Raw genomic sequence first — 24,001 nt, 5'->3', positions numbered from 1 at the left:
AAAATTACACTATGAATAAAGCAAGTAAATACTTTGATAATCTAAATCTCACTCAAGCCGTGGATAAGGTGCTGTTTTGCATAAAAACTAAAGGACCTGTTTCCACAGCTGTGATTGCCCATGACCTGAGTTTAACGGGGGAGGCGGCACGCCAGCATATCCATAAATTAACGTCACTGGGGCTGGTGGAAGGTGTCCAATGTACCGCTCAGTCGGGTGCTGGGCGTCCTCGGCAAAACTGGATCTTAACGGAACTGGGGCATCAACGTTTTCCCGATACCCATGCCCAGTTGGCCTTGCAGCTCATTGACTCAGTAAAAACCATTTTTGGCGATGCGGGGCTAGAAAAGCTGATTGAACAGCGAGAAGCAGAAAGCCGTAGTAAATATTTAGAGCGATGCCAAGGGTTGCCATTAGAAAAATGTTTAGCTGCACTCGCCGAGGTTCGTAGTGAAGAGGGCTATATGGCGAAGGTTGAACAGGAAGGCGATAGCTGGTTATTTATCGAAAACCATTGCCCTATCTGCGCAGCAGCAACCGCGTGCCAAAATTTTTGCCGTTCTGAATTGGCACTGTTTCGCGAAGTATTAGGCGAGCAGGTGAATGTTGAACGGGAGCAATACCTGCTTGATGGCGCAGGGCGTTGTGTGTATAGAGTTACTGCGTGTATCGGGTTACTTTGAAAGGGTAGTCGGTGATGCCGCTTTTAGTTTTTTATTAGCTAACCACGCATAGGCAATTCCGGCGATGGCTCCGGCAATATGGGATTCTGTTGATATTTGTTGATGAACCGGCAATAACCCACTCGCCATCGCACCAAAATAAAACAGTACCAACAGGGCGATAATAATATCTAATAGTTTGCGGCGGAAAAAACCTTGGGCAATCAATAAACCCCACAGCCCAAAAATCCAGCCGCTAGCGCCAATGTGCAGCGCATTTCTACCCATGAGCCAGACTAATCCCCCGCCAACCACGATAATAAATGCGCTGGCATAAGCATATTTTCGAATGGAGTCGTGTAGCAGTAGGGCGCTTAAAACCAATAATGGTGGCAGATTACTCAGAAGATGTCCCCAATCTCCGTGGATCAGTGGGGCGAAGATAATCCCCACCAGCCCGTGCAGCGTTCTTGGTTGGATGCCAAACCCTACAAGCGCGTAGCCACTTAAGCTATTGGCAATTTGGATAGTGATCAGCAAACCCGCAAGGGTAATCAGTAATTTAATTCGCGGGCTTAGCCAAGTTTGCATTATCGATGTCCGAGAGATTGTACGCTTTCAACCAATTGAGCGAGCTGAGTCACAACGCGGTCACCCACATCGGCATTATCACCACCTAATGCTTTGTTACGCAAGAAATCTTTCTTGATTTGCTGCCAGCGTGCCGCATCTTCCTCATTCAGCCTTCCGCGTAATTCTGCCAGCTTCAGTAAGTTCTCTTCAGCACCCGTTGTTAATAATTGCGCCTCACCAAGATAATGATCATCCAGCAATCTCTCCAATTCATCATCATTCATGACGGAAGAGACTTTCTCGCTGAGTTTATTCATATTTCGGTAACTGCCTTGCAGGCGGAATGCCGGCTCAGTTCGGTATTTATCTGACTGCGCGGCACTGGCAATATACTGCTGGTTTACCTTCAGTACCACATCACGCAAGCTGAGTAATCGGGAAATAACCGCAGTAATTTCATTTACTTCCGCATCGGAATATGGGTAGCTGAGTGCGTTAGTGGAGACTGATTTGCCCATGGCTTTATCCACCAGCAAATACAAGTCATTTAAATCGCGTAGCGCTAGCGGTGCCAATACAGAGTTTGAGGTCAGACTGTTTTCAATGTAGCTCAGCGCAAAGGCATCATCCATCCCACCGAGCACTTCACCGAGGTTATAAATATCCGCACGGTTGGCCAGCATATCAGGGATACGGAACACTTCGCCTGATTCGGTATATGGGTTACCCGCCATTACCACGCAGAATTTTTTACCGCGCATATCGTAAGTTTTGGTTTTGTCTTTCCACACTCCTTCGATGCGACGGGTTCCATCACACAGGGAGATAAATTTCTGCAAAAATTCAGGGTGAGTATGTTGAATGTCATCCACATACAGCATCACATTGTTGCCCATTTCGAGGGCAAGGTTGAGTTTTTCCAGCTCTTGTCGGGCGGTAGCATTCGGGGCTTGCTCTGGGTCGAGGGACAACACATCATGCCCAAGTGCAGGGCCATTAATCTTCATAAAGATCAGACCAAGGCGGTCAGCCGCATACTCCATCAGGGTCGTTTTACCGTAACCCGGCGGGGAGATCATCAGTAACAAACCCATTAAATCGGTGCGTTTGTTTTCACCTAGAGCACCAATTTGCTTCGCCATGTTATCACCGATAATCGGCAAATAGACGTCATTGATCAGCTTGTTACGCACAAATGAGCTCAGTGGCTTAGCTTTGAACTCATGAAGTTTTAGGCGGCTACGCTCTTGACTCACAATACGCTGACGCAGCGCTTGGTATTGGCGGAAGGCCGGAATAAATTGCTTGCGTTGTTCGCGCATTCGACTGAAAAAGTCATCCAAACTCAATGAGAGAGTTTGGCTGTGGATTGTCGGGTGATCCCCCAGTAATCCAGTGACCTTAAAGTATAAATCGGCTTCGCTATAACGCGCCGATGCCACTTTATCCAAGATAATAATAGCGATGGCACCGGGAATATACGGGCGTAGGTGTGCAAATTCGTCAATTGAACATAACCCTTGCAGCCAATTTTGCAGTAGCGCCCAGCGCTGAGCATAGCGAGTGCCAAGGTTTTGCTGTGAATGGTTGAAATCCAACCACATATGGGCTTCTTCTAAGCGAGTCTGTAGTGCTGTCACTAAGTCCCGCGCATATTTGCTGTATACCAATTCAATCGGCGTTCTGGCTAATGCAAAACTGAGGTATTCCGCGGCTTGTGCTTGCTCATGAGCTTGGCAATTAATTGGGTTATCTTGCAGGAATAAGCTGATATCTGCCTCAATCTCCGCTTGAAGATCTAAAAGGGCATCATCGTTATTGAATAGCTGGCGGATATTCATCGCAGTTCTGGCGCGTTCTGGCCATTGGGCTGGGTATTCGTTGTTTTGAATATGCTGCCAAAAAATCGCCGCGATGGCGCGAGCCGTTGGGTTGAAGCGCAGTAAATCCGCGCTTTCACCAATCGGGATCAGCTTTTTCAATATCGCGATAGCGTCGTGATCGTGGATCCCTTTTTCGTAGCCTTCTTTGTAGCGTGGAGCCGCAAAATCACGCACCAGTTTATCGATTTTTTCAGGGGCGGACAGCGCACTTTTTAGTGTGTCGTAATCCAAGCCATCTTGGCGTTTTGCCGCGGCATAGATGATGGAATACGCGAGGTATTCTGCGCGATAAACGGTATCAGATTCGGATTCAAGATTGGCAGTCCAATAAGGCTGCAACTGTGCAAGTTCGGCGTTATCAATCGGTTCTTGGAAATCCGTTCCGGTGAGGTACACCCACAGTTGGTTATCTTTTGGCAAGATAGTCAGGTCTAGCTCTTGGGTGTTAACACTGAAACGGTGGCGTCCCAGCTTAATAATATTACCGCCATCTTCAAAGATATCGGTTTTATCTCGCAAAATGCGAATGGCTTGGTCGCGAGAGGCTTTGAGTCTGGCGTCGATATCATCAGCTTTGACGTTATCGTTGATTTCTCGTAGTTTCTCGATGATTTCACGGGTTTTTTGCGCGAGTGGGTCGGTAGCAAAAAACGCATTCAGTTCATCTTGGTTTTGTAAGCGTACAGTACGGCGTTGAAGGCTTTCTAATAAGCGATCGGCGGCGGTTAATAAATTCTGAGAACGGCGCTGGCGGTCATCAATCAGGACTTGTTTATGGGATTCAAACGTTTCCAGTAATTCTTCGCGTTTTGCCAGAATATCATCAAGAAATTCATCATGATGGCTAAACTGGCTTTCTAGTTCTTCTAATTGAACCAGCAATCGGGATAACTGATCATCACAACGTTCAGGGTCAGTCGCGAGGGATAACGCGTTGGTGATCCCTTGGCTAAAGAGGCGGAACTGCGCCCCAAATTGAGCCACGCTCTCAACACTGGTTTGGGATTTACGTTTTTGTTGTAGGCGGGCGCGGGACTGGTTTAACTGAGCATAAATGTGCGAAATGGCATCGATGATATGGGTCTGTAAGGTGACATCATCAAAACGGAGGGAAGCCATTAAGTTAGAGAGCATGTCCAAATCCGCTGACATTTTTTCAATGTCATTCATTGGAACATCTAACTGAGCGCTGGTTTGTGCCTTTTCAATTAACTCTTCAAAGGTAGAAAGTTGAGTTTTAAACGGTTGCAGAGCTTTGTCGCTGGCAAGAAATTGTGCCGTGCCTTGGGAGACGCGCTGCTGTGCTTGGGTGATTTCATTTTCCATCTCACTGAGTTTGGCGAGATCCATATAGCGGAATTCTCGCAATGAAATCAGGTGCCCTTGTTGGGCGTTTAAGGCATTTAACCCATCCACAAATTGTTGAATGTCCGTCCATCCTTCAGGCAGTGTGAGGGACAGTAAGGCGCGTTGGCGAGTGACAGCCTCATTCATGGATTTGACGGATTGCTGGCGGATACTTTCGACTTTCTCGTATTCGTCGAGTACCAACTCACTGGTTTGGGCGATTTCTTTTAAGAGTTTGCCAATACTTAAACACTGGTCGTCGTTAAACCAATAGAAAATATCCAGCAAGTTTTTGGGCTGCTGGCTGAGTTGTTCATAGCGGGAAACGGAAACTTGGTTGCCTTCAATCTCTTTGGCGATGTGGATAATTTCAGAGATCCCACGGACTAAATCTGCATTACCGATACGTCCCAGAAACCCGCTCCGTGGCGGCTGCTTATCGGCAAACTCGTCAGAATAGAATGGGGTTTGCCAAACCTGCATTGGATGAACTCGGGTGGCTTCGTCGCCTTCTCCTTCGAATAGCACCATTTTGCCATCTTCGAGCATGGCATAACCGTGACCAATTAATGGTACGGCAAGCTTACGTTCAATCAAATTATAATTGAAAAGAGCGATACGACCTTGGTTTGGGGAATAAAACACATATAGCACATCTTCCCCGTTAGGCGAACGGCGTAGACGACGAAAACGCATGCCATCCATCGGTTGCTCGAAGGTTTTGTACTCACCGTTTTGCAGGTAGTAGCCCCCAGGGAAGATAATGCCGTGATCTTCAGGCAGCTGCACACACGCTTGCCCGATGGCATCAATGCGTTGAACAGTTTGGTTCAGAATATTGTAAACCAGATAGCGCCAGCTCTCTTCGCGGTATGGCAAGATCTTGAGTAAAATCAGGCTGCCTGTCTGGGCATATTCAATTTGGGCGTCATCGAGGGATTGATTTTTATCGAGTACCGCTTCGCGGTAGATGCCTAACCCATCTTCGGTATTATTTTCACATTTGATGGTTAGGTCGCCGCCGATGGTTTCCACAAAGACGGTATCGAGAATATTAATGTGCGGGTAACGGCCATTGACGGTATTTTCCCGCGTGGTGCGTACCCATTCGAAATCGGTAGTGGGGGGCAGGGCGATATCACGTTCACCCCGGTTATCGATGTATTCGATGCGGGATTTATCGCTGGAAATTGACCAGCGGAAAACACGCACGTCAGTTAACCGATCACCAATTTGAAAACTGGCTAACAGCTTGCCATCGCGCTCAACTAATTGCAGTAATTGCGTGTTTTTGTAATAGGTATACAGCTCAGTAAAATCCTGAACAAAGCGCGTATCATTGAGAAATGTCTCTTCGTAGGGGACAGAGATTACATCAAAATCACCTTCATTTTCAGTCAGTTGATATAGGGAAAAAACATCTTCAATGTGAGTTTCTTTTTTCAGACCCAGAAAAACGTTATAGCCAAATAGCAACCAGTCACCGACACGGACAATGTCCCTCGCTTGGCAGTTATTTTCGGTACGAATACGGATACGCCCGATGATGTCCATCTGGCTTTGACCAAATTCAGTCAACCGATTGTCGTTGAGTAGCGCCGCTTTTTGGTGAAGTTGCTGGCCTTGTTCGGTTAGGCGCTTGCGTAATATTTCGTACGCGCCACCTTCTGCGACGGCACTGTCGAGAATTTCCTGTTCGCGATTCACATCTTGGGTTTCTGACATGTTTAACGAATTTCCTTGGTCTTAAAAAAAGATACGCTCATAAAACGCCAAGTTACCTATGTGCTGCAACTTGGCGGGGTGAGGTATAAAACTTACCTGAAAAGCCGGAATATTGATGAATTAGCTTTGGTTATCATCGTAAGGCACGGGTTTGCTCACGATGTTTTTCGCTGTTTGTGGCGCGCCTTTTGCAGCCATAAAGCCATTGATTAAATCTTTGACTTCAGGGTTTTGCAGTAAGGATGCGATATCAATTTTCTTCTCTTCTGTGACTCGATTGACTAACTTTTCAAGGTTATCTTTGGCAAAACTGCTTTTATCCATAAACCCATCAACGGCTTTACCTAAGCTCAGTGCTTTGGAGAAGGTATTAAAGAAGTCGCCATCACCGCCCACAATTTCGATGTTGGTTTTGCTCAGTGCAGCAGCCAGTACATCCGCTTGTTCGCGAGCAATTTCTTTATTCGCTTCAATGGATGCCATGGATTGCTCGAACGTTTTCTCAAGTTGCATACGGAATTCTTCGTGTGCACGGGCCGTGTCACTGAGATGATCCATAGATTGGAACTTATCAGTTAGACCGTCAGCTTCTGCTTTCAGACGTTGGCGAATCACTTCTGCTTGCGCTGCCCCTAATTGGCCTTCACCACGCGCTTGAGCGGCCAGTTTTTCTTCCAGAATTTTGGCATCTGCCAAGCCCAGTTTCTCTTTTGCATTCGCTTGTTGCTCTTCACCGCGAGCCTGAGCAGCCAATTTCTCTTCGAGAATTTTCGCTTCAGCGAGGCCTTGTTCGCGTTCTGCGTGGGCTTTTGCTTCCATGACTTGGGCTTCGGTTAAGCCTTTCTCTTTCAGGCCTCGGGCTTCGGCTAACAGTTTTTCTGCGGTGATATTGGCTTGAACCAGGCCTTCTTTCTCTTCTGCTTCGGCAGTGGCTTGACGAACGCGTGCTTCGGCTAACCCTAATGCAGCATGTTCAGCCTCAATACCTTCGGCTAGGCGTTTTTTGGCTTCCGCTTGTTTGGCGGAAGCTTCTAATTCTGCTTGTGCCATGGTGCTGATTTCTTCTGCTCGGTGCTTGGCGCTAGCTTCATCGGCTTCGGCGCGCTTCACTTGGCGAACTAAAGCTTCTTCAGCTTCAGCTTGAGCGTTGATGACGGTGACTTGCTTCATACGCTCAGCTTCGGAAATTTCGCGGACTTCTTTAATACGCTCTTCTTCCTGAGCGACGGTTTTTTCAACGGCGACGCGCTCGCGGATCACGTTTGAGATATTCTTACGTTCTTCTTCTAACGCTTTTTCTTTCTCGATGCGTTGTAGTTCAACTTCACGCTCACGGGCGACAATTTCTAGCTCGCGAGCACGGCTAACACGCTCTTCCTCGATAGCCACGGCACGGGTGCGGTTCTGTTGAGCCACTTCCACTTCACGCATACGGTTTTCTTCACGGATTTCAATTTCTTGCTGAGTTTGAATACGCGCTTGTTCTGACTTGAGGCGCTCTTCTTCTTGAACACGCAGCGTTTCGGCTTGTTCTCGTGCACGAATATTATCAATTTCGCGTTTTTGACGGGCTTCCGCATCGGCTTGTTGGCGCTCTAATGCTAAGCTCGCTTCGCGAGTTTCCACGTTTTTCTTTTTGATAGCTAACTCTTGGTCGCGTTCTTTTTGGTTAGTTTCAATATTGTGGATAGCGGTAATTTCGGTGATTTTGCGAATACCTTCGGAGTCGAAAATATTATTCGGGTCGAGGGCAGATTTCGGCGTTTGTTCTAAATAGTCGATTGCCACGTCTTCTAGTGCATAACCGTTAAGGTCTTTACCAATCACATTGACAATACGGTCACGGAAGCTTTGGCGGTCTTCAAACAGCTTGGCTAATTCTAATTGCTTACCAACAGTTTTTAGGGCTTCTGAGAATTTAGCACTGAATAGAGCACTGACGGCTTGATGGTCAGATGCGCGCTCAACACCGATAGCTTTAGCCACTTTTAATACGTCTTCGGTGGTTTCATTCACGCGTAGATAGAAGGCAACGGTGATATCAGCACGTAAGTTATCTTGGCAAATTAAGCCATCTTTACCACGGCGATCCACTTCCAGAGTCAGCAGCGAAATGCGCATAAACTCTTTTTTGTAGATAACGGGATAGACTAACGCGCCCGTAAAATGCACTTTTGGTTGTGCTGACATATCATTAACAATCAGAGCGGTACCTTGGGGGACTTTGATATAGAAGGCTTTAAATAAACCAAAGAACCCAAGAATGATGATGATCACTCCCCCAACAACCGTTAAAAAAGGCATGTATTCAGCCAAATCCATATTTCTTCTCCATGGGTTCTGACGATGTCGTCATTCTTTATTAATTAGCAAAGTAGGTCGTTTATTTTCTGTGTTTACTGCCTGAATTCGTTTTCGGTGACAACTTGGTAACTGTGGGATTGTGGGTCATAACTGATGATAACGACGCGATCCCCGCGTTTAATATTTTCAGAGCTAGGCGCTCTAACCTGCAAAATTAGCCCGGCACCGCCATCTTCTAAGGTGGCTTCCCCATTTTGTTCTGTGACTGCTCCAGAGCGCACAGTGGCCAATTTTCCCATTAGCTGATGAACCGTTTTGGGTTTATTCAAGTTAACCAATCGGCTACGGATTGGTTTTAGGCAAATGGCGGTTAAGTGTAGGGAGATAAAGGCGGTGATCACCAGCGATGTGACACCGACGGCGTAACGCAGCAAGGTCATATCAATAAAACGTAGGAATAAATGCACAGCAAAGTAGCTAATCAGCCAGCCGAAGAGAGTAAATAGCGTCAAGATAATGGTGACGGGAATTCCGGCTAAACCGAGTTTTGTCAGCCAGCCAGCAAAGCCAGTGAGATCGATGCCGTCAGCATCTAATTCAGTATCGATATTAAATAAATCGATATCTAACAGTCCAAAAGCGGCACATAGCCAGTAAAAAAGGACAATAATCAGTAAACCGCTAAAGATAATGGTCGGGAAAGCCAAGCAATTTTCTAAAAACAAATTCATTTATTTTTCTCTTTAGTTAAGTGGCTGAATGTGACTTTAGCGGGTATCTGTCGGCTGTGAGTATGACCTTTAATTGTATTTTTATTACTCACCTATCAAAAAATGAGCAGAATTGAATCTATCATAAGTGATTTTCAAATGAACAATATAGGACAAGTCTAGTTTCTAGATTATCTTGCTGATTTCTATGGTTAATTTTCTGTAGTTAATCTGAAAAAGAAAAATAGGTTCAACTTATTGATTATTAGCCAATTTAATTAAACTTAACAAAGATGATAACTATTCTCAATTATATTTTGGCGATTTTGAGGTATTGGTCATCCCTACTCTCGATAAGTCGAAAGAGTAGAGATGCGATTGCGGAATCATGCGCGAAAATAACGGTGCGTGGACATGAAGTACGGGTATTAAGACGTGCGGAAAATTAGTCGACGAGATTCAAAAATGCAGCGCCGCGAGCGCCGCCAGAAGCACCATAACGGGCTTTTTCAATAGCAGGCATTTTCGCAATACCATAAAGATATTGAGGGACTATTTCCGGTAATTGGCGATAAATTTCATCAAATTGCGACAGGCCGCCACCAATCACTACTAAGTCAGGGTCAAAGACGGTGATAACTTGCCCCATAAACATCGCCAGCACCATCATATAGCGTTCAACGTGCTGTTTAGCGGCGATATCACCGTTGTGATAACGTTCAATAATCTCGATAGCAGCACGTTTCTCACCAGTAAACGCGGCATAAATGCGTTCGAAGCCGGGGCCTGAAAGGTAGGTTTCAAAACAGGCCGTTTGACCACAACCACAGACAATTTCAGGTACGGTTTCTCCGAGGTATTTCGCGGCACGAACACTCATATTCATGTGCCCGATTTCCCCTGCAATGCCATTTTTTCCCGATAAAACCTTACCGTTGATGACGAAACCGCCGCCAACGCCAGTGCCAAGAATCAAACCTAGAACGCTAGGGTAACGCTTGAATTCAGGATCCCACGCTTCTGATAACGCAAAGCAGTTGGCATCATTTTCAACTTTAACAGGGCGATTTAACAGCTTGGTTAGGTCATGAATGAAAGGTTTGTATTGTGCGCTTGGGACATTGGTCGTAAATACCACGCCTTCTGAGTGATTGACGATCCCCGGAACACCAATACCAATTTTACCTTGGCAGTTAAATTGCGCATCCGCTTCAGTTGTTAAATCACGAAAAGCATTGAGCAATGCGAGATAGTCATCTTTGGGGGTTGGAACACGTTTTTGCCACACTTGATTGAGCGCCTGGTCGAAGACTGCTAGCTCAATTTTGGTGCCGCCCATGTCAAAGCCATAATACATTTCATCTTCCTCAAATTGGTCTATTTCATTAAATAGAAATGTATCTATTTGATAAATAATGACAGAGAGTCAGTAATCGCTTAAGTATACAAAAGTTTCCCAAAAAATGATTGCGGGATGATTTTAATTCGATTATTGTCATATCCCATATATGTTATATTATAACATTACATTGCGCTTTATTTACATTAAATAGTTATTGGGAGTTACCGTGAAAGTCCTCAGTTCATTAAAAACCGCTAAGCAGCGCCATCCTGATTGCCAAGTTGTGCGCCGTCGTGGCCGTATCTACGTGATTTGTAAAACCAATCCTCGTTTCAAAGCCGTTCAAGGTTAGTATTCCGTTAGTCTCCGTTTCTTCGCATCCTTGCTTTCGCCGTGGCAATTCATACTCCTGCCATGGCATTTTTTTATGTTTTTACAGGCTTAAAATTTCACAAAGTCAGGGTTTCACAAATTCAAGCGTACTATTTTTGATCTGCTCCCTTAACCATAAGGTTTTTGAGTTATAGGAATTACGTTTGTGCCACAGCATCAAAAAAGGAATTTCGAGCTGCTGGTAGAGAATGTCATCAACAGGCAGAGGAAGGCAGACTAAATCAAGATTGAAATCATTAACATAGTGCTGGCAATAGCCGGGGGAGCTAGTAATAAGGTTATGATCCGGGCGAGAAGCCATTAAGAGGGATTGTTCAAAGGTCGAAAAGGATAAATGGATTTGGCGATGTAATCCCATGGTTTCCAGTAAATCATCGAGCGCCCACGGGATACGGTTACCAAATTCGGTGCTGATATGCGGATATTTTAGGTAATTTGCCAGCGTCCATTCTTCTTGCAAAATGGGGTGGTCACTGCGGATAAATGCCAGAGGTTTATCGGTGAATAATACTTCGAAATTAAGAATATCTGGCAGGTGGTTAATCGACTCTTTGGACGAATGAAAACTTTCACGACCGACTAACCCGATATCGGCATCTCCCGCAATCAGTGCTGCCAACGAGTTATAATCCCAATCCCGTACAATGACCTCCGATTCTGGGTATTGATTGAGGATATTCAGGGATAAATCGTGAAGCATGATTAAGTTTAACGGTGCTTCCATCATTAAGCGGAAAGTCATGCCTCGTGGTTTTTCGGTATCACGAATTTCAGCGATATAGTGTGAGAGATTTAAAAACTCAGGCAGTGATTTTTCAATGCGTAGCATGAGTGGGGTAGGAAGCAGCCCTTGCGGGCTGCGGATAAATAGAGGGTCATCGAACCATTGGCGTAGTTTAGACAACGACTTACTGACTGATGATGGGGTGATTGCAAGGCGTTGAGCTGCGAGGCTAACACTGCGTTCTTCCACCAGATATTGCAGAATAACCAGTAAATTTAAGTCTAATCGATGCAGTTGCTTATTCACATGTAGCGACCTGTTGGTTGACTTGCGTGGTGGGCACTCTTAGCAACACCATGCCAATCATTCCCGCCGCAAGCAAGATAATTAACAACATACTGATTGATGGAACGCCCATCACACCCATCACCCAAATATACGCGGAGGCACAGCTTAATTGTGAGATGGCTAAAACAGAACTGGCAATACCCGCTTTTTTTGCAAATGGCGATAACGCTTGGCTCATGATGATGCCGAACTGCATGGAGAAACCAACACCACAGAAGGCGAAGACGATGTACAGCAGCGCCAAATGTGGGAGTGCAAGCAGATAGATGGAAAGCAGGACGCCATTGACCAAAAATAGGCTTAATGCGGTATTCAGTAAGGTTCGGCTATTAAATGTCGAAATCAGTTTTGGCATAAAGAATGAGGTTCCCATACTCACCATCGCCAGCAAGGTCATGGCGGTAGAGTATTGGCCCGTTGTGAATCCAAGGTTTTCCATCAAGATAATTGGGGCGACGTTCACGTAAGTCAGGATCACGCCCATGCCAAAGCAGGAAATAATCAAGCGCGTGACAAAGAAGGTGCTAAATAACTTTTCTTCTGCCGCAGGTTGGTTGGTTGATTGCTCTGTTGATGGAGTAGAAGAAGGCTTAGTCTCTTTAATTGAGATTAGGCAAAATAGCATACTGATAACTGCATAACCGGCCATAAAGTAGAACATCACAGACCAGTGGTGGATCAGCAAAATAGCAAATCCAATGACAGGCGCGAGCACTGGCGCAATACAGGTTATACCATTCATTGCGGCGAGCACTTTAGTTCGTCTTTGTGGACTAAGAACATCACGTAAAATCGCGAAAGTCACGACATAACAGAAGCCTGCACCAATCCCTTGAAAAAATCGTGCCACTAAAAAGGTATCAATAGATGTGGCATTTCCGGCGATAACAGAGGCGATGGCAAATACCATTGTACCAACGAGAACAACAGGTTTTCGACCAATATGATCTGCACACCATCCGGCAATTAACATGGTGGATGCCATACCGGCTAAATAGATGGAAAACGCCACATGGAGCTGGCTTTCATTGGCATTTAAATCAGCGGCAATATAAGGAATACCGGTTAAATGGAGATCAACACCCAAAGGATAGATAAGGACAATCCAGAAACTGAAGAGGACATATTTAGTCATGAGATTCGCTACTTTATGAGGATTAACCCGTTAATCTTAATTGGGTTGAGTAATTGAATGTATGGATTAATTGGAAAATAGTATTTTCCAAAATGGAAATTATAAATCAATAACTTTTTACTAATTATTAACGTCGTTACTAATTATTAGCGTTATTACTAATCTTCTTGCTATTAGTGATGAAATTCACTTGCACACTGGTTCATATTTTGTCACGTTTAATACGGTTGGTTGATGGTTTCTGAATTTTATCTTTCCGAAAAATTTCCAGCTTCGATTGGCAAAGTGAAAGTCGAGGGTAGAAATTTTTTGGGTGATGTATGTAAACAGACAGGGTGAAGAGAATGAAAAATGTAGGGTTTATTGGCTGGCGTGGAATGGTCGGCTCCGTATTGATGCAAAGAATGGTAGAAGAAGGGGATTTTAACGTTATTCATCCGGTTTTTTTTACCACCTCCCAACACGGAGCTGAGGCACCAGTTTTTGGCGGTCATCGCAGCACGTTGCAAGACGCATTTGATATCGATGCACTGAGCGCACTGGATATTATTATTAGCTGCCAAGGCGGCGATTATACCAATGAAGTGTATCCAAAATTACGTGAAGCGGGCTGGAAAGGCTACTGGATTGATGCCGCGTCTGCACTGCGTATGAAAGACGATGCGATTATTATTTTAGACCCAGTTAACCAGCAGCATATCCAAGACGGCTTAAATAAAGGCATTAAGACCTTCGTCGGCGGTAACTGTACGGTGAGTTTAATGCTGATGTCGTTGGGCGGTCTGTTTGCGAATAACTTGGTTGAGTGGGCTTCAGTAGCAACTTATCAAGCGGCATCCGGTGCGGGTGCACGTAATATGCGTGAGCTTTTGTCGCAAATGGGTTCTTTACACGCGCAAGTGGCGAAAGAGCTGCAAAACCCAGCGTCGGCTATCTTAGAAATTGAGAAAAAAGTCACAGACTTTACGCGCAGTGGCTCCATGCCAACGGATGCGTTCGGCGTTCCGCTAGCGGGCAGTTTGATTCCGTGGATTGATAAAGCGCTAGATAACGGTCAAAGCCGTGAAGAGTGGAAAGGGCAGGCGGAAACCAACAAAATTTTGGCAACGGGTAGCAATATTATTCCGGTTGATGGTTTATGTGTCCGTGTGGGGGCATTACGCTGCCATAGCCAAGCGTTCACCCTGAAACTGAAAAAAGATGTGCCACTGAATGAAGTGGAGCAACTGCTGGCTTCCCATAATGAATGGGTGAAAGTGGTGCCGAATGACCGTGAAATCACCATGCGTGAACTGACTCCTGCGGCAGTGACGGGCACACTAAGCACGCCAGTGGGGCGTCTGCGTAAGTTGAATATGGGCCCTGAGTATCTTTCAGCCTTCACCGTGGGTGACCAATTACTGTGGGGGGCTGCGGAGCCTCTGCGCCGTATGTTGAGAATTCTGCTGTAGCTCCGCTTTCTTTAACGGTTAAAAATAAGAATGGCACCGGAGTGATTAAACGCTCCGGTGCCATTTTTTATTATGCTAATGTTTGTGGTGTTGATGAATTACAAAGAAACCAACGAATTAAAACGACACTAACAATTTGGCATCAAGATTATTTTCTAAATACCCCTTGGCAGTAAATTGGCTGTAATCCATGGACAGTTTGAAATTATCTGTTAGCTGAAGGCTGGAACCCAGTTTGATAGCCACTCCGTCTTGCGGTGCATTAACGCCGTGATAGTTAAGCGGTGGTGCAACCAGGTCGCGGTGGGCGAATCGAAATGCCATTTCACGTACCCGCTTGTCATATTGATGTTGCCAGCCGAATTCCCCATGTACATCGATTGAGGATGTATTGCCCACTTTCCATTGGTTATCTAAACGTAATCCCAGCGTTGTGGTTGTGGCATCGAGGGATTGGCGACCTGTAGTGAGCGAGGCTTTTTCCCCTTTTTCTTTAAATCCATGGCTTTCTGCATTAGTAAAGGCAAAGTTGGCAAATGGCTCGGCGTTGATAAATGCCGATTTCCACGGGTAAGCAGCTTCCATAAATAAGTGGTTAGTTTTGCCTTTATAATCAGCGGTATTGTGATCGGAATAAATGGGTGAATTGACGGTTCTATCCGTTTTGATGGTGTGCCATGTATGCCCAAGCCCTGCGCGAAGGGTGATTGGCGCTAATCGTAATGAGCCGTAAGCGGCTAAATAATAGTTGTTGCTATGGCTATGACCGACACCGCCTGAGACGGAATTTTTGGTAAAACCGGAGCTCATTCCAAAGATAAAGTCATCATTAAAGAAATGCTTATCCGCCCCTAAGTACACGCCATAATTGCTATTGGTAAAGCCGGATGCATTTCCATCGCTTTGGGTTCTGTCCCAATGGTAGGGAATATTGACCCACACATTGCCGCGGTTATCTCCACGCTCTTTGACGAGATTTTCCGATGAGCGTGTTTGTTGCAGCAGCGTGCCGTGATATTGGCGATGGTTATTCAACTGGCTCGCTAAGGTATCGATATGAATTTGTGGGGATAGGGTGTGAAGAAGGCTGTTAACCCCTGCGGTGGTTTTGCTGAGCACTAAGCGTTCATACAGGGTGTTGCTAAGAGGGAGATCTTCAAGAGCGTGAGCAATGGCGGCTTGGTTTGGCGTTTTTGCAAATGTATCGAATGCCAGGTCGCTACGCCCGACGTTGAGTGTTACCAGTTTCGTGGTGGGTGAGCGAGAGTCTTCACCGTAATCTAATGTCGTGCCGATAAACAGATAGTTTGGTTCTACGCTATCAAATTTCCCTTGGATTTTTTTAGCGCTAATAATTCTATATTCGGAGCGGAATCGCCCCTGAATTTCATCTTCATTTGGTATACGTTCATTGAATGGCAGTGATTTCTCAGCGAAGAACACTTTGACCTTACCGCCGTTGATTGTCACAGTACCGCTAGACTGTAGGGCATCAAAGTTCTGTATGTCTGTTGCTTGAAGACTCACATGGAATTCACTACCGGGTTGGAATGTGGCGGTATTATCCACCATTATACGGCGTGTTGGGTCTTTAGTATTATCGCCAAGGGTTAAGATAGCGCCGTTGTTAACCACTAAATCATTAACTTGGCCGGAACCAATAAATCGAGCTCCTTGGTTTAATGTCACTGTATTTTTGATGCCGTGCGTGAGCGCTAATGTGCCATTGGTGACGTCAACGGGTACATGCAAGAGATGTTTGGCGCTAAGCTCCCCGCCATTGATGTTGATGGGGCCTGTTAAGTGGTTTTCTTGGGTTAAAACCACACGGCCTTGTTGTATATCCAGCCCTGCAAAACGGTTAGTACCCGTTAAGGTTAAAGTCCCTTCTCCTTGTTTAATTAAGCGCCCTTTACCCTCAATATTATTGCTCCAAGTATCGGCTATGCCGACGTTAGCAACATCGTCTTGCGTCACTCGCTGATTCACAACCCAATCTTCAGCAAGATGCGTTGGACCTTTGTAGGCTTTGGGTAAGTTAATCAGCCCCCAATGGCTTTCCGGTTGATCCTGCTTAACGCCCCAGCCCGCTAAAGAGTTTGTAGGATAAGCGGTGCCTGCAATAATTTGCTGCCACTGAGATTGATTAAGATAGGCAAAGCGAGAGCGTAGCAAATATGCGGCGTCAGCAGGAACTTGGTCAACGAGAAGTAGCTGTGATGGCTGCTCACTCTGCTTAGCGTAATAACCTAGGTTTTCATTAAAAGAGGGGAGCGAGCCTATTGGTGGTTTGCATTTTTTATCATTGATGGCGCATTGACTATTGAGCGCTTGGCGTACCGCTTTGGCTTGGCTAATCAGTGCATTGGCGGTTTTATCCTCTTTGAGTAAATGAGCGAGAAGATAATAATTGGCGGAGCGCGAGGCAATGGTGTCGGTTGGGAAATGTGCGCCGACAATTACGCGGCTTTCGCCATAGCCTATGGCTCGATTAAAAAATTGAGCGCCTTTTTCTGGAAAAATCGTGGCAAATACAGCCGCTTGTTTAAATCCATTCCAAGTATGTCCACTTGGGTAAGAAGAGCCTGTAATAACGACATAGTTTGGAAAATATTCACCTTTATCATCGAGTACTTGATTTGGGCGACCACGTAAATAATAGTCTTTGAGAATAAAATCCATTGAGCGAGGACGGTTTTGAATTGGGTCATCTGCAAAGGTAGCTAAATGGAATAAATTTTCTAAACGGTTATAGGCTTTAATTTCTTTAAAATCATTATAATTAAATCCTTTTTGATTAAATAGGTATTCTCGGTAAATATTAAAAATATATTCTGGCGTGCTTTTTTTATCTTTTTCAGCGTTCTTTTTGCGTTTTGCTGTTAATTGCATTGACTGCTGGCTAACGTCTTTATCCCATTGCGCCGCTTGGGATTGTGGGGTTGGATACGGTGGGATTACCTGATTTCTTAGTTCGTCAAATCGCTGATTTCGTTGTTCAATGATAGATTTACTAGCATCAATATAATCTGAGTTTGCAAAGGTTATTTGGGCGTTAAATAGAGCAAATAGACCGAGCGATACCGCGGGAGTTATTTTGTTCATTATAGACCTATAGATTTTTAGAGAGGATAAAACCTATTTCATCTTAATGAGGTAATTTTTATTTTCTATAAATAGAAAATAAAATAAGACAAACTTTATTTTTATTCTTCATTCTATTAATTAAATTCAATTAGTCATTTTATTTAATTAAGTTTGAATTGGAATTAATAATAAATAGATACTTAAGATTAAAATTAAATAAAAAAATAACCCTATACCGAAGTATAGGGTTATTCAATGACTTCGCAGGAAAATCGATTAAATATCGATGTTCGCAGCTTTTAAGGCGTTCTCTTCGATAAAGGCACGGCGTGGTTCAACCGCATCCCCCATCAGGGTGGTGAACAGCTGGTCAGTCGCAATGGCATCTTTGACCGTTACACGCATCATGCGGCGAGTTTCAGGGTTCATGGTAGTTTCCCAAAGTTGTTCTGGGTTCATTTCACCAAGGCCTTTATAACGCTGTACGGATAAACCACGACGAGATTCACGGCTTAACCACTCTAATGCTTGCTCGAAGTTGTCGATATTCTGGCGACGTTCACCGCGTTGAATATAAGCGCCTTCTTCAATTAACCCACCGATGATGTCACCTAATTCGGTGATACGGCGGTATTCGCTACCATGAACGAAGTCGAAATCGAGGTTGTAGTCGCTATCAACACCATGGGTACGGATACGAATGGTTGGTTCGAATAGCTGACGCTCACGGTTTTCATGAATGATATAGCTGTAAGAGCTACCCGCTTGCTCGTTTTCTTCTAAACGTGCCACTAAGGTTTTCGCCCACTCTTCAACTTGCGCGCTATCTTTCAGTGCGTCTTCAGTCAGTGTAGATTGATACACTAAGCTGTTTAGCAGCGCTTGTGGGTATAGACGCTCAAGGCGGCGGATAATACGGTGTGCTGCATTGTATTCAACAACCAGTTTTTCCAGTTGTTCGCCTTTCATGGCTGGGGCTTCCGCGCTTAAGTGCAGCTCAGCGCCATCCAGCGCGATAGAGATCAGATAGTCGTCCATCGCTTCGTCGTCTTTAATGTATTGCTCTTGTTTACCGCGTTTCACTTTATACAGTGGCGGCTGAGCAATAAAGATATGGCCACGTTCAACGATTTCTGGCATTTGACGGTAGAAGAAGGTCAACAGTAATGTACGAATGTGCGAACCATCGACGTCAGCATCCGTCATGATGATGATGCTGTGATAACGCAGTTTATCTGGGTTATATTCATCGCGACCAATACCACAGCCTAATGCGGTGATCAGTGTCGCAACTTCTTGGGAAGAAAGCATTTTATCGAAACGCGCTTTTTCCACGTTCAGGATTTTACCTTTCAGTGGCAAAATTGCTTGGTTCTTACGGTTACGACCTTGTTTTGCAGATCCGCCCGCAGAGTCCCCTTCCACTAAGTACAGTTCAGATAATGCAGGGTCACGCTCTTGGCAGTCCGCTAGTTTACCTGGCAAGCCTGCTAAATCTAATGCTCCTTTACGACGGGTCATTTCACGTGCTTTACGTGCAGCTTCACGGGCACGAGCAGCATCAATGATTTTGCCAACAACGATTTTGGCGTCGTTTGGATTTTCTAATAAATATTCAACTAACTTCTCATTCATCATGGTTTCTACAGCGGTTTTTACTTCTGAAGAAACGAGTTTTTCTTTGGTCTGAGAAGAGAATTTTGGATCTGGCACTTTCACAGAAATAACGGCAATTAAGCCTTCACGAGCATCGTCACCTGTTGCGTTGACCTTGCTTTTCTTCTGGTAGCCTTCTTTTTCCATGTAGTTATTCAGGGTACGGGTCATCGCAGCACGGAAGCCGGCTAAGTGGGTACCGCCATCGCGCTGAGGAATGTTGTTAGTGAAGCAGTAAACATTCTCTTGGAAACCATCGTTCCACTGCATGGAAACTTCCACACCAATGCCGTCTTTCTCTGTGGAGAAATAGAATACGGATGGGTGAATTGGAGTTTTGTTACGGCTCAGGTACTCAACGAATGCTCTGATCCCACCTTCATAATGGAAATGGTCTTCTCTACCATCTCGTTTATCAATGAGTTTGATGGAAACACCGGAATTCAGGAATGAGAGTTCACGTAAGCGTTTTGCCAGAATGTCGTATTCGAATTCGGTGATACCTTTGAAGGTATCCATGCTTGGCCAGAAACGTACGCGAGTCCCTGTTTGGTCAGTTTCACCAACCACAGTTAGAGGACCTTGTGGCTCTCCGTGTTTATACACTTGTTCGTGGACTTTACCGTCACGGCGGATCACTAATTCAAGTTTTTCAGATAAGGCGTTAACAACCGAAACACCTACACCGTGCAGACCACCGGAAACTTTATAGGAGTTGTCGTCAAATTTACCGCCAGCGTGCAGAACGGTCATGATGACTTCTGCAGCGGAGACACCTTCTTCTTCGTGGATGCCCGTAGGGATACCACGTCCATCATCTTGGACAGAGACGGAGTTATCGGCATGGATAGTGATGACGATATCGTCACAGAAACCGGCTAAGGCTTCATCGATAGCGTTATCCACAACCTCGAAGACCATGTGATGAAGACCTGTTCCATCGTCGGTATCACCGATATACATGCCCGGGCGCTTACGCACCGCATCCAGTCCTTTTAATACCTTGATACTTGAGGAGTCATATGTATTCGACATCAACGTTTCCTGCTCTTTCTATTCCTGAGGTTGAACTTCTATTTTGCCTTGCTCTACACTAAACATCTTACTGTTGGCATCAATCATATCATTGACTTGCGCCGGCGTAATAGCACTTACAAACACTTGTGCTTGCGTAGCTTTGAGTCGAGCCGCTAATAATTGCCGACGACCAGAATCAAGTTCTGAAGCAAAATCATCCAGTAGATACAGGCATTGTTGCCCGCTCTGTTGGGTGAAATATTCACCCTGCGCTAACCTGAGTGCACACATTAATAATTTCAGTTGGCCGCGAGAGAGCATATCTTCAACGGGAATGCCGTTGGCTCGAATTCGCAGGTCAGCTTTATGTGGCCCCGATGCGGTGTAGGTTAACGCTCTATCGCGCTCAAACTGCCGCTCTAACTGTTCTGAATAATCAATTTCTTTGTCCCAGCCACGTTGGAAAGAGACTGAAAGTGAAAATTCGGGTAAAAATTGTTTGCAGGTTTGCTCAATATTTTCTGCGATACCTGCAATATACTCGCCGCGCCATTGGCTAATTTGTTCTGAAATTGGGGCGAGTTGCTGATCCCAATGGCGAATTTGCTCATAACGAGTCACTTGTCGTAAAGCCGCATTTCGCTGCTTTAACAAACGTTTTAAGTCCGACCACGTTGAGAAAAAGAGTGCTTCATTATGAAAGCATCCCCAATCGATAAACGCACGTCGATATTTTGGACCGCCGTTCAGCAAGGTAAACCCTTCAGGGGTAATAAGCTGCATTGGCAATAACTTTGCGAGTTCCGCAATTTTATGCCCGTCGGTGCCGTCAATTCGGACTTTACTGTCGCCTTCGCGGTTTTTACTCAAACCCAGGGACAATGTTTTACGTTCGGTGTCTGAGTGTCCCAGTTTACCATGTAAAATAAATTGTTCTTGGTCATGACGGATAACTCTATTCGCCTGAATGCTGCGAAAGGCTCGCCCATGCCCAAGTGTATAAATTGCTTCCAGTACACTGGTTTTGCCACTCCCATTAGGCCCAATTAAAAAATTGAACCCAGTTGCAAGGGAGAGATCGGCGTCTTCTATATTACGAAAATCGCGGATCAATAAACGCGAAAGGATCATACGGACTGATTACAAACGCATTGGCATAACAACATAGACCGCAGAGCGGCTTGCTGAGTCTTCAATTTGTACGCTAGAAACGGCATCCGTTAAAAACAGTGTGACATTTTCGCTTTTCAGCGCGTTCAAGACGTCAAGGATGTAACTGACGTTAAAGCCAATTTCCATCTCACCACCTTGGTAATTAACATCAACAATCTCTTCCGCTTCTTCCTGCTCAGGGTTATTCGCCGTGATGCGTAATTGGTTTTCACTGAAGAATAAGCGCACGCCACGGAATTTTTCATTAGACAAAATTGCTGCGCGTGAGAAGGCTTGTTTGAGCAAATCACAGCGAGCTTCTAAGGTTTTATCTGGATTCTTTGGCAGAACGCGGCGGTAGTCAGGGAAACGGCCGTCAACGAGTTTAGAGGTAAAGATAAAGTCGCCAACATGAGCACGAATATTGTTGCTACCAATTTGTAGCTGCAATAACGCATCGCCGCCATCTAGCAGACGCATTAATTCCATGACACCTTTGCGAGGCACTATCACAGAATGGGATGGCAACTCTTGACCAATATCCATCGAGCAAACCGCAAGGCGGTGACCGTCTGTGGAGACAGTTCTCAGCATTTGCCCTTCAGTTTCAAACAGCATGCCGTTCAGGTAATAACGAACGTCTTGGTGCGCCATTGAAAACTGGGTCGCTTCAATTAAACGTTTCAGTATGGATTGAGGCAGAGAGAATTCGACTTCGCTTTGCCAGTCATCTAAGTTCGGGAAGTCAGCAGCAGGTAAGGTGGATAATGAGAAACGGCTGCGTCCAGAACGCACAAGCAGTCGGTCATCATTAAGCTCGACTTGGATTTCAGAACCTTCCGGTAAACCACGCCAAATATCAAAAAACTTGCGCGCAGGCACCGTGGTTGCACCAATTTCATGCTCACGGGTGAGCGGAACATTGGCCATCATCTCCATTTCTAGGTCGGTTCCCGTTAGTTGCAGGGCACCTTCTTTTACGTGAAGTAAAAGGTTTCCTAAAATAGGCAACGTTGGACGTCCACCTAAAGGGCCACTAACCTGTTGTAACGGTTTTAATAACTGCTCGCGTTCTATAATAAATTTCATAGCAATTAAGATGATAATGTTCTGATTAGATTTGAAAAATCTTCTTTGATGTCATGGCTTTCTTCTCGTAATTGTTCAATTTTACGACAAGCGTGCAACACCGTGGTGTGGTCACGACCGCCAAAAGCATCCCCGATTTCAGGTAAACTATGGTTTGTCAGCTCTTTCGCCAGTGCCATTGCCATCTGACGCGGACGAGCGACAGAACGAGAGCGGCGCTTAGAAAGTAAGTCAGCGACTTTGATTTTATAGTACTCAGCAACAGTTTTCTGAATATTATCAATAGTTACCAGCTTTTCTTGCAGTGCTAATAGGTCACGTAACGCTTCTCGAACAAAGTCGATAGTGATAGCGCGACCGGTAAAATTCGCGTTAGCAATAACGCGGTTTAATGCACCTTCTAACTCACGCACATTAGAACGTAAGCGTTTTGCGATGAAAAATGCCACTTCACCGGGCAGTTGGATTTCGTTCTCATCGGCTTTTTTCATCAAAATAGCCACACGGGTTTCTAACTCTGGTGGTTCAATCGCAACGGTCAAACCCCAGCCGAAACGGGACTTTAATCTATCTTCTACGCCGTTGATCTCTTTTGGATAACGGTCAGAGGTCAAAATAATTTGTTGATTGCCTTCAAGCAGGGCGTTGAATGTATGGAAAAACTCTTCTTGTGAACGCTCTTTGTTGGCAAAAAATTGAATATCATCAATAAGTAATGCATCAACAGAACGGTAATAACGCTTGAATTCTTCAATGGCGTTGTTCTGCAATGCTTTGACCATATCTTGTACAAATCGTTCAGAATGCATATAGACCACGCGGGCGTTGGCCTTGTGTTGCATAATGCTGTTACCCACGGCGTGTAATAAGTGAGTTTTACCTAAGCCTGTTCCACCATAAAGGAACAGAGGGTTATAAGCGCCGCCAGGGTTTTCAGCAACTTGCCTCGCTGCCGCGCGAGCCAGTTGGTTTGATTTACCTTCAACAAAGTTATCAAACGTGTGCTTAGGGTTAACATTTGAACGATAAGCTACATCGGGTTGTACTTTGTTTGAGTTATCCCAACTTGGTTTTACAGGGGCGGATGGCACCGTGAACGACGGCATTGCATTATTATTACTAACGCGTGTTTGAGTGCTCACTGGCGCAACCGTTAACGGTTTATTCCCTACTTCAAAGTGTAGAGCAGGGGCATCAGAACCGCAAAAGTCATTCAATAATTCATTGATATTATTGATGTACTTATCTCTCACCCAATCAAGGACGAAACGATTCGGGGCATACAGTGCCAGTGTATTATCGTTTAATTCAGCTTGAAGAGGGCGTATCCACATACTGAATTCTGTGGCAGGTAGTTCATCCTGCAATCGGGCAAGACATTGCTGCCAAAGCGAAAGTGACAC

The 24,001-nt window shown here is 45.1% G+C and carries 15 protein-coding genes; 3 read left to right on the top strand and 12 right to left on the bottom strand.

What is annotated here, in order from left to right:
- Positions 1–11 precede the first annotated feature (11 nt).
- Positions 12–683, top strand: coding sequence for a helix-turn-helix transcriptional regulator (locus LDO73_RS00075; RefSeq protein ID WP_224059652.1), 672 nt, complete (start codon positions 12–14; stop codon positions 681–683).
- Here the strand turns inward: LDO73_RS00075 and LDO73_RS00070 are convergent.
- From LDO73_RS00070 to nagK, 5 genes are all read right to left on the bottom strand, one after another.
- Complete coding sequence (locus tag LDO73_RS00070; protein ID WP_224059651.1) at positions 675–1,253, bottom strand: rhomboid family intramembrane serine protease; 579 nt, start codon at positions 1,251–1,253, stop codon at positions 675–677. The genes LDO73_RS00075 and LDO73_RS00070 overlap by 9 nt on opposite strands.
- On the bottom strand, positions 1,253–6,190 hold the full coding sequence (locus LDO73_RS00065; RefSeq protein WP_224059650.1) for a DNA repair ATPase: 4,938 nt from the start codon (positions 6,188–6,190) through the stop codon (positions 1,253–1,255). Before LDO73_RS00065 ends, LDO73_RS00070 begins: the two co-directional genes overlap by 1 nt.
- A 120-nt stretch (positions 6,191–6,310) precedes the next feature.
- The gene (locus tag LDO73_RS00060; RefSeq protein ID WP_224059649.1) at positions 6,311–8,512 is read right to left on the bottom strand and encodes a flotillin family protein; all 2,202 of its coding nucleotides are present in this window, start codon (positions 8,510–8,512) and stop codon (positions 6,311–6,313) included.
- Between the two features lie 74 nt (positions 8,513–8,586).
- Complete coding sequence (locus LDO73_RS00055; protein WP_224059648.1) at positions 8,587–9,225, bottom strand: OB-fold-containig protein; 639 nt, start codon at positions 9,223–9,225, stop codon at positions 8,587–8,589.
- A gap of 424 nt (positions 9,226–9,649) precedes the next feature.
- Positions 9,650–10,561 carry an N-acetylglucosamine kinase gene (nagK, locus tag LDO73_RS00050; protein ID WP_224059647.1) on the bottom strand — a complete coding sequence of 304 codons (912 nt, stop codon included), beginning with the start codon at positions 10,559–10,561 and terminating at the stop codon, positions 9,650–9,652.
- A gap of 211 nt (positions 10,562–10,772) precedes the next feature.
- Between nagK and ykgO the strand changes: the two genes are divergently transcribed.
- Positions 10,773–10,898: a type B 50S ribosomal protein L36 gene (gene ykgO / locus LDO73_RS00045; RefSeq protein WP_006660624.1), complete on the top strand. Its 126-nt coding sequence runs from the start codon at positions 10,773–10,775 to the stop codon at positions 10,896–10,898.
- 105 nt (positions 10,899–11,003) lie between these two features.
- On the opposite strand, the gene yidZ is transcribed toward ykgO, so the two are convergent.
- Both yidZ and LDO73_RS00035 read right to left on the bottom strand, forming a co-directional pair.
- Entirely contained in the window at positions 11,004–11,969 is a 966-nt protein-coding gene (yidZ, locus tag LDO73_RS00040; protein ID WP_224059646.1) for an HTH-type transcriptional regulator YidZ, read from the bottom strand.
- Positions 11,962–13,146 carry an MdtL family multidrug efflux MFS transporter gene (locus LDO73_RS00035; RefSeq protein ID WP_224059645.1) on the bottom strand — a complete coding sequence of 395 codons (1,185 nt, stop codon included), beginning with the start codon at positions 13,144–13,146 and terminating at the stop codon, positions 11,962–11,964. The genes yidZ and LDO73_RS00035 overlap by 8 nt, the downstream gene beginning before the upstream one ends.
- A 344-nt stretch (positions 13,147–13,490) precedes the next feature.
- On the opposite strand from LDO73_RS00035, the gene asd reads away from it, so the two are divergent.
- Positions 13,491–14,597, top strand: coding sequence for an aspartate-semialdehyde dehydrogenase (asd, locus tag LDO73_RS00030; protein WP_224059644.1), 1,107 nt, complete (start codon positions 13,491–13,493; stop codon positions 14,595–14,597).
- Between the two features lie 117 nt (positions 14,598–14,714).
- On the opposite strand, the gene LDO73_RS00025 is transcribed toward asd, so the two are convergent.
- The 5 genes from LDO73_RS00025 to dnaA all read right to left on the bottom strand — a co-directional run bounded on the left by LDO73_RS00025 (position 14,715) and on the right by dnaA (position 24,001).
- Entirely contained in the window at positions 14,715–17,702 is a 2,988-nt protein-coding gene (locus LDO73_RS00025; protein ID WP_224059643.1) for an autotransporter domain-containing protein, read from the bottom strand.
- 258 nt (positions 17,703–17,960) lie between these two features.
- The gene (gyrB, locus tag LDO73_RS00020) at positions 17,961–20,375 is read right to left on the bottom strand and encodes a DNA topoisomerase (ATP-hydrolyzing) subunit B (protein ID WP_224059642.1); all 2,415 of its coding nucleotides are present in this window, start codon (positions 20,373–20,375) and stop codon (positions 17,961–17,963) included.
- Positions 20,376–20,393: 18 nt separating this feature from the next.
- Entirely contained in the window at positions 20,394–21,488 is a 1,095-nt protein-coding gene (gene recF / locus LDO73_RS00015) for a DNA replication/repair protein RecF (RefSeq protein ID WP_036950667.1), read from the bottom strand.
- A 9-nt stretch (positions 21,489–21,497) separates the two neighbouring features.
- Complete coding sequence (gene dnaN / locus LDO73_RS00010) at positions 21,498–22,598, bottom strand: DNA polymerase III subunit beta (protein ID WP_132496996.1); 1,101 nt, start codon at positions 22,596–22,598, stop codon at positions 21,498–21,500.
- Positions 22,599–22,603: 5 nt separating this feature from the next.
- Positions 22,604–24,001, bottom strand: coding sequence for a chromosomal replication initiator protein DnaA (gene dnaA, locus LDO73_RS00005; protein ID WP_224059641.1), 1,398 nt, complete (start codon positions 23,999–24,001; stop codon positions 22,604–22,606).

The sequence above is a fragment of the Providencia alcalifaciens genome, from assembly GCF_915403165.1.
In the GTDB taxonomy this organism is placed as follows: Bacteria; Pseudomonadota; Gammaproteobacteria; order Enterobacterales; family Enterobacteriaceae; genus Providencia; species Providencia alcalifaciens_C.
The sequence above is the reverse complement of the archived record's forward strand: the minus strand, read 5'-3'. Positions and strand labels throughout refer to the sequence as shown.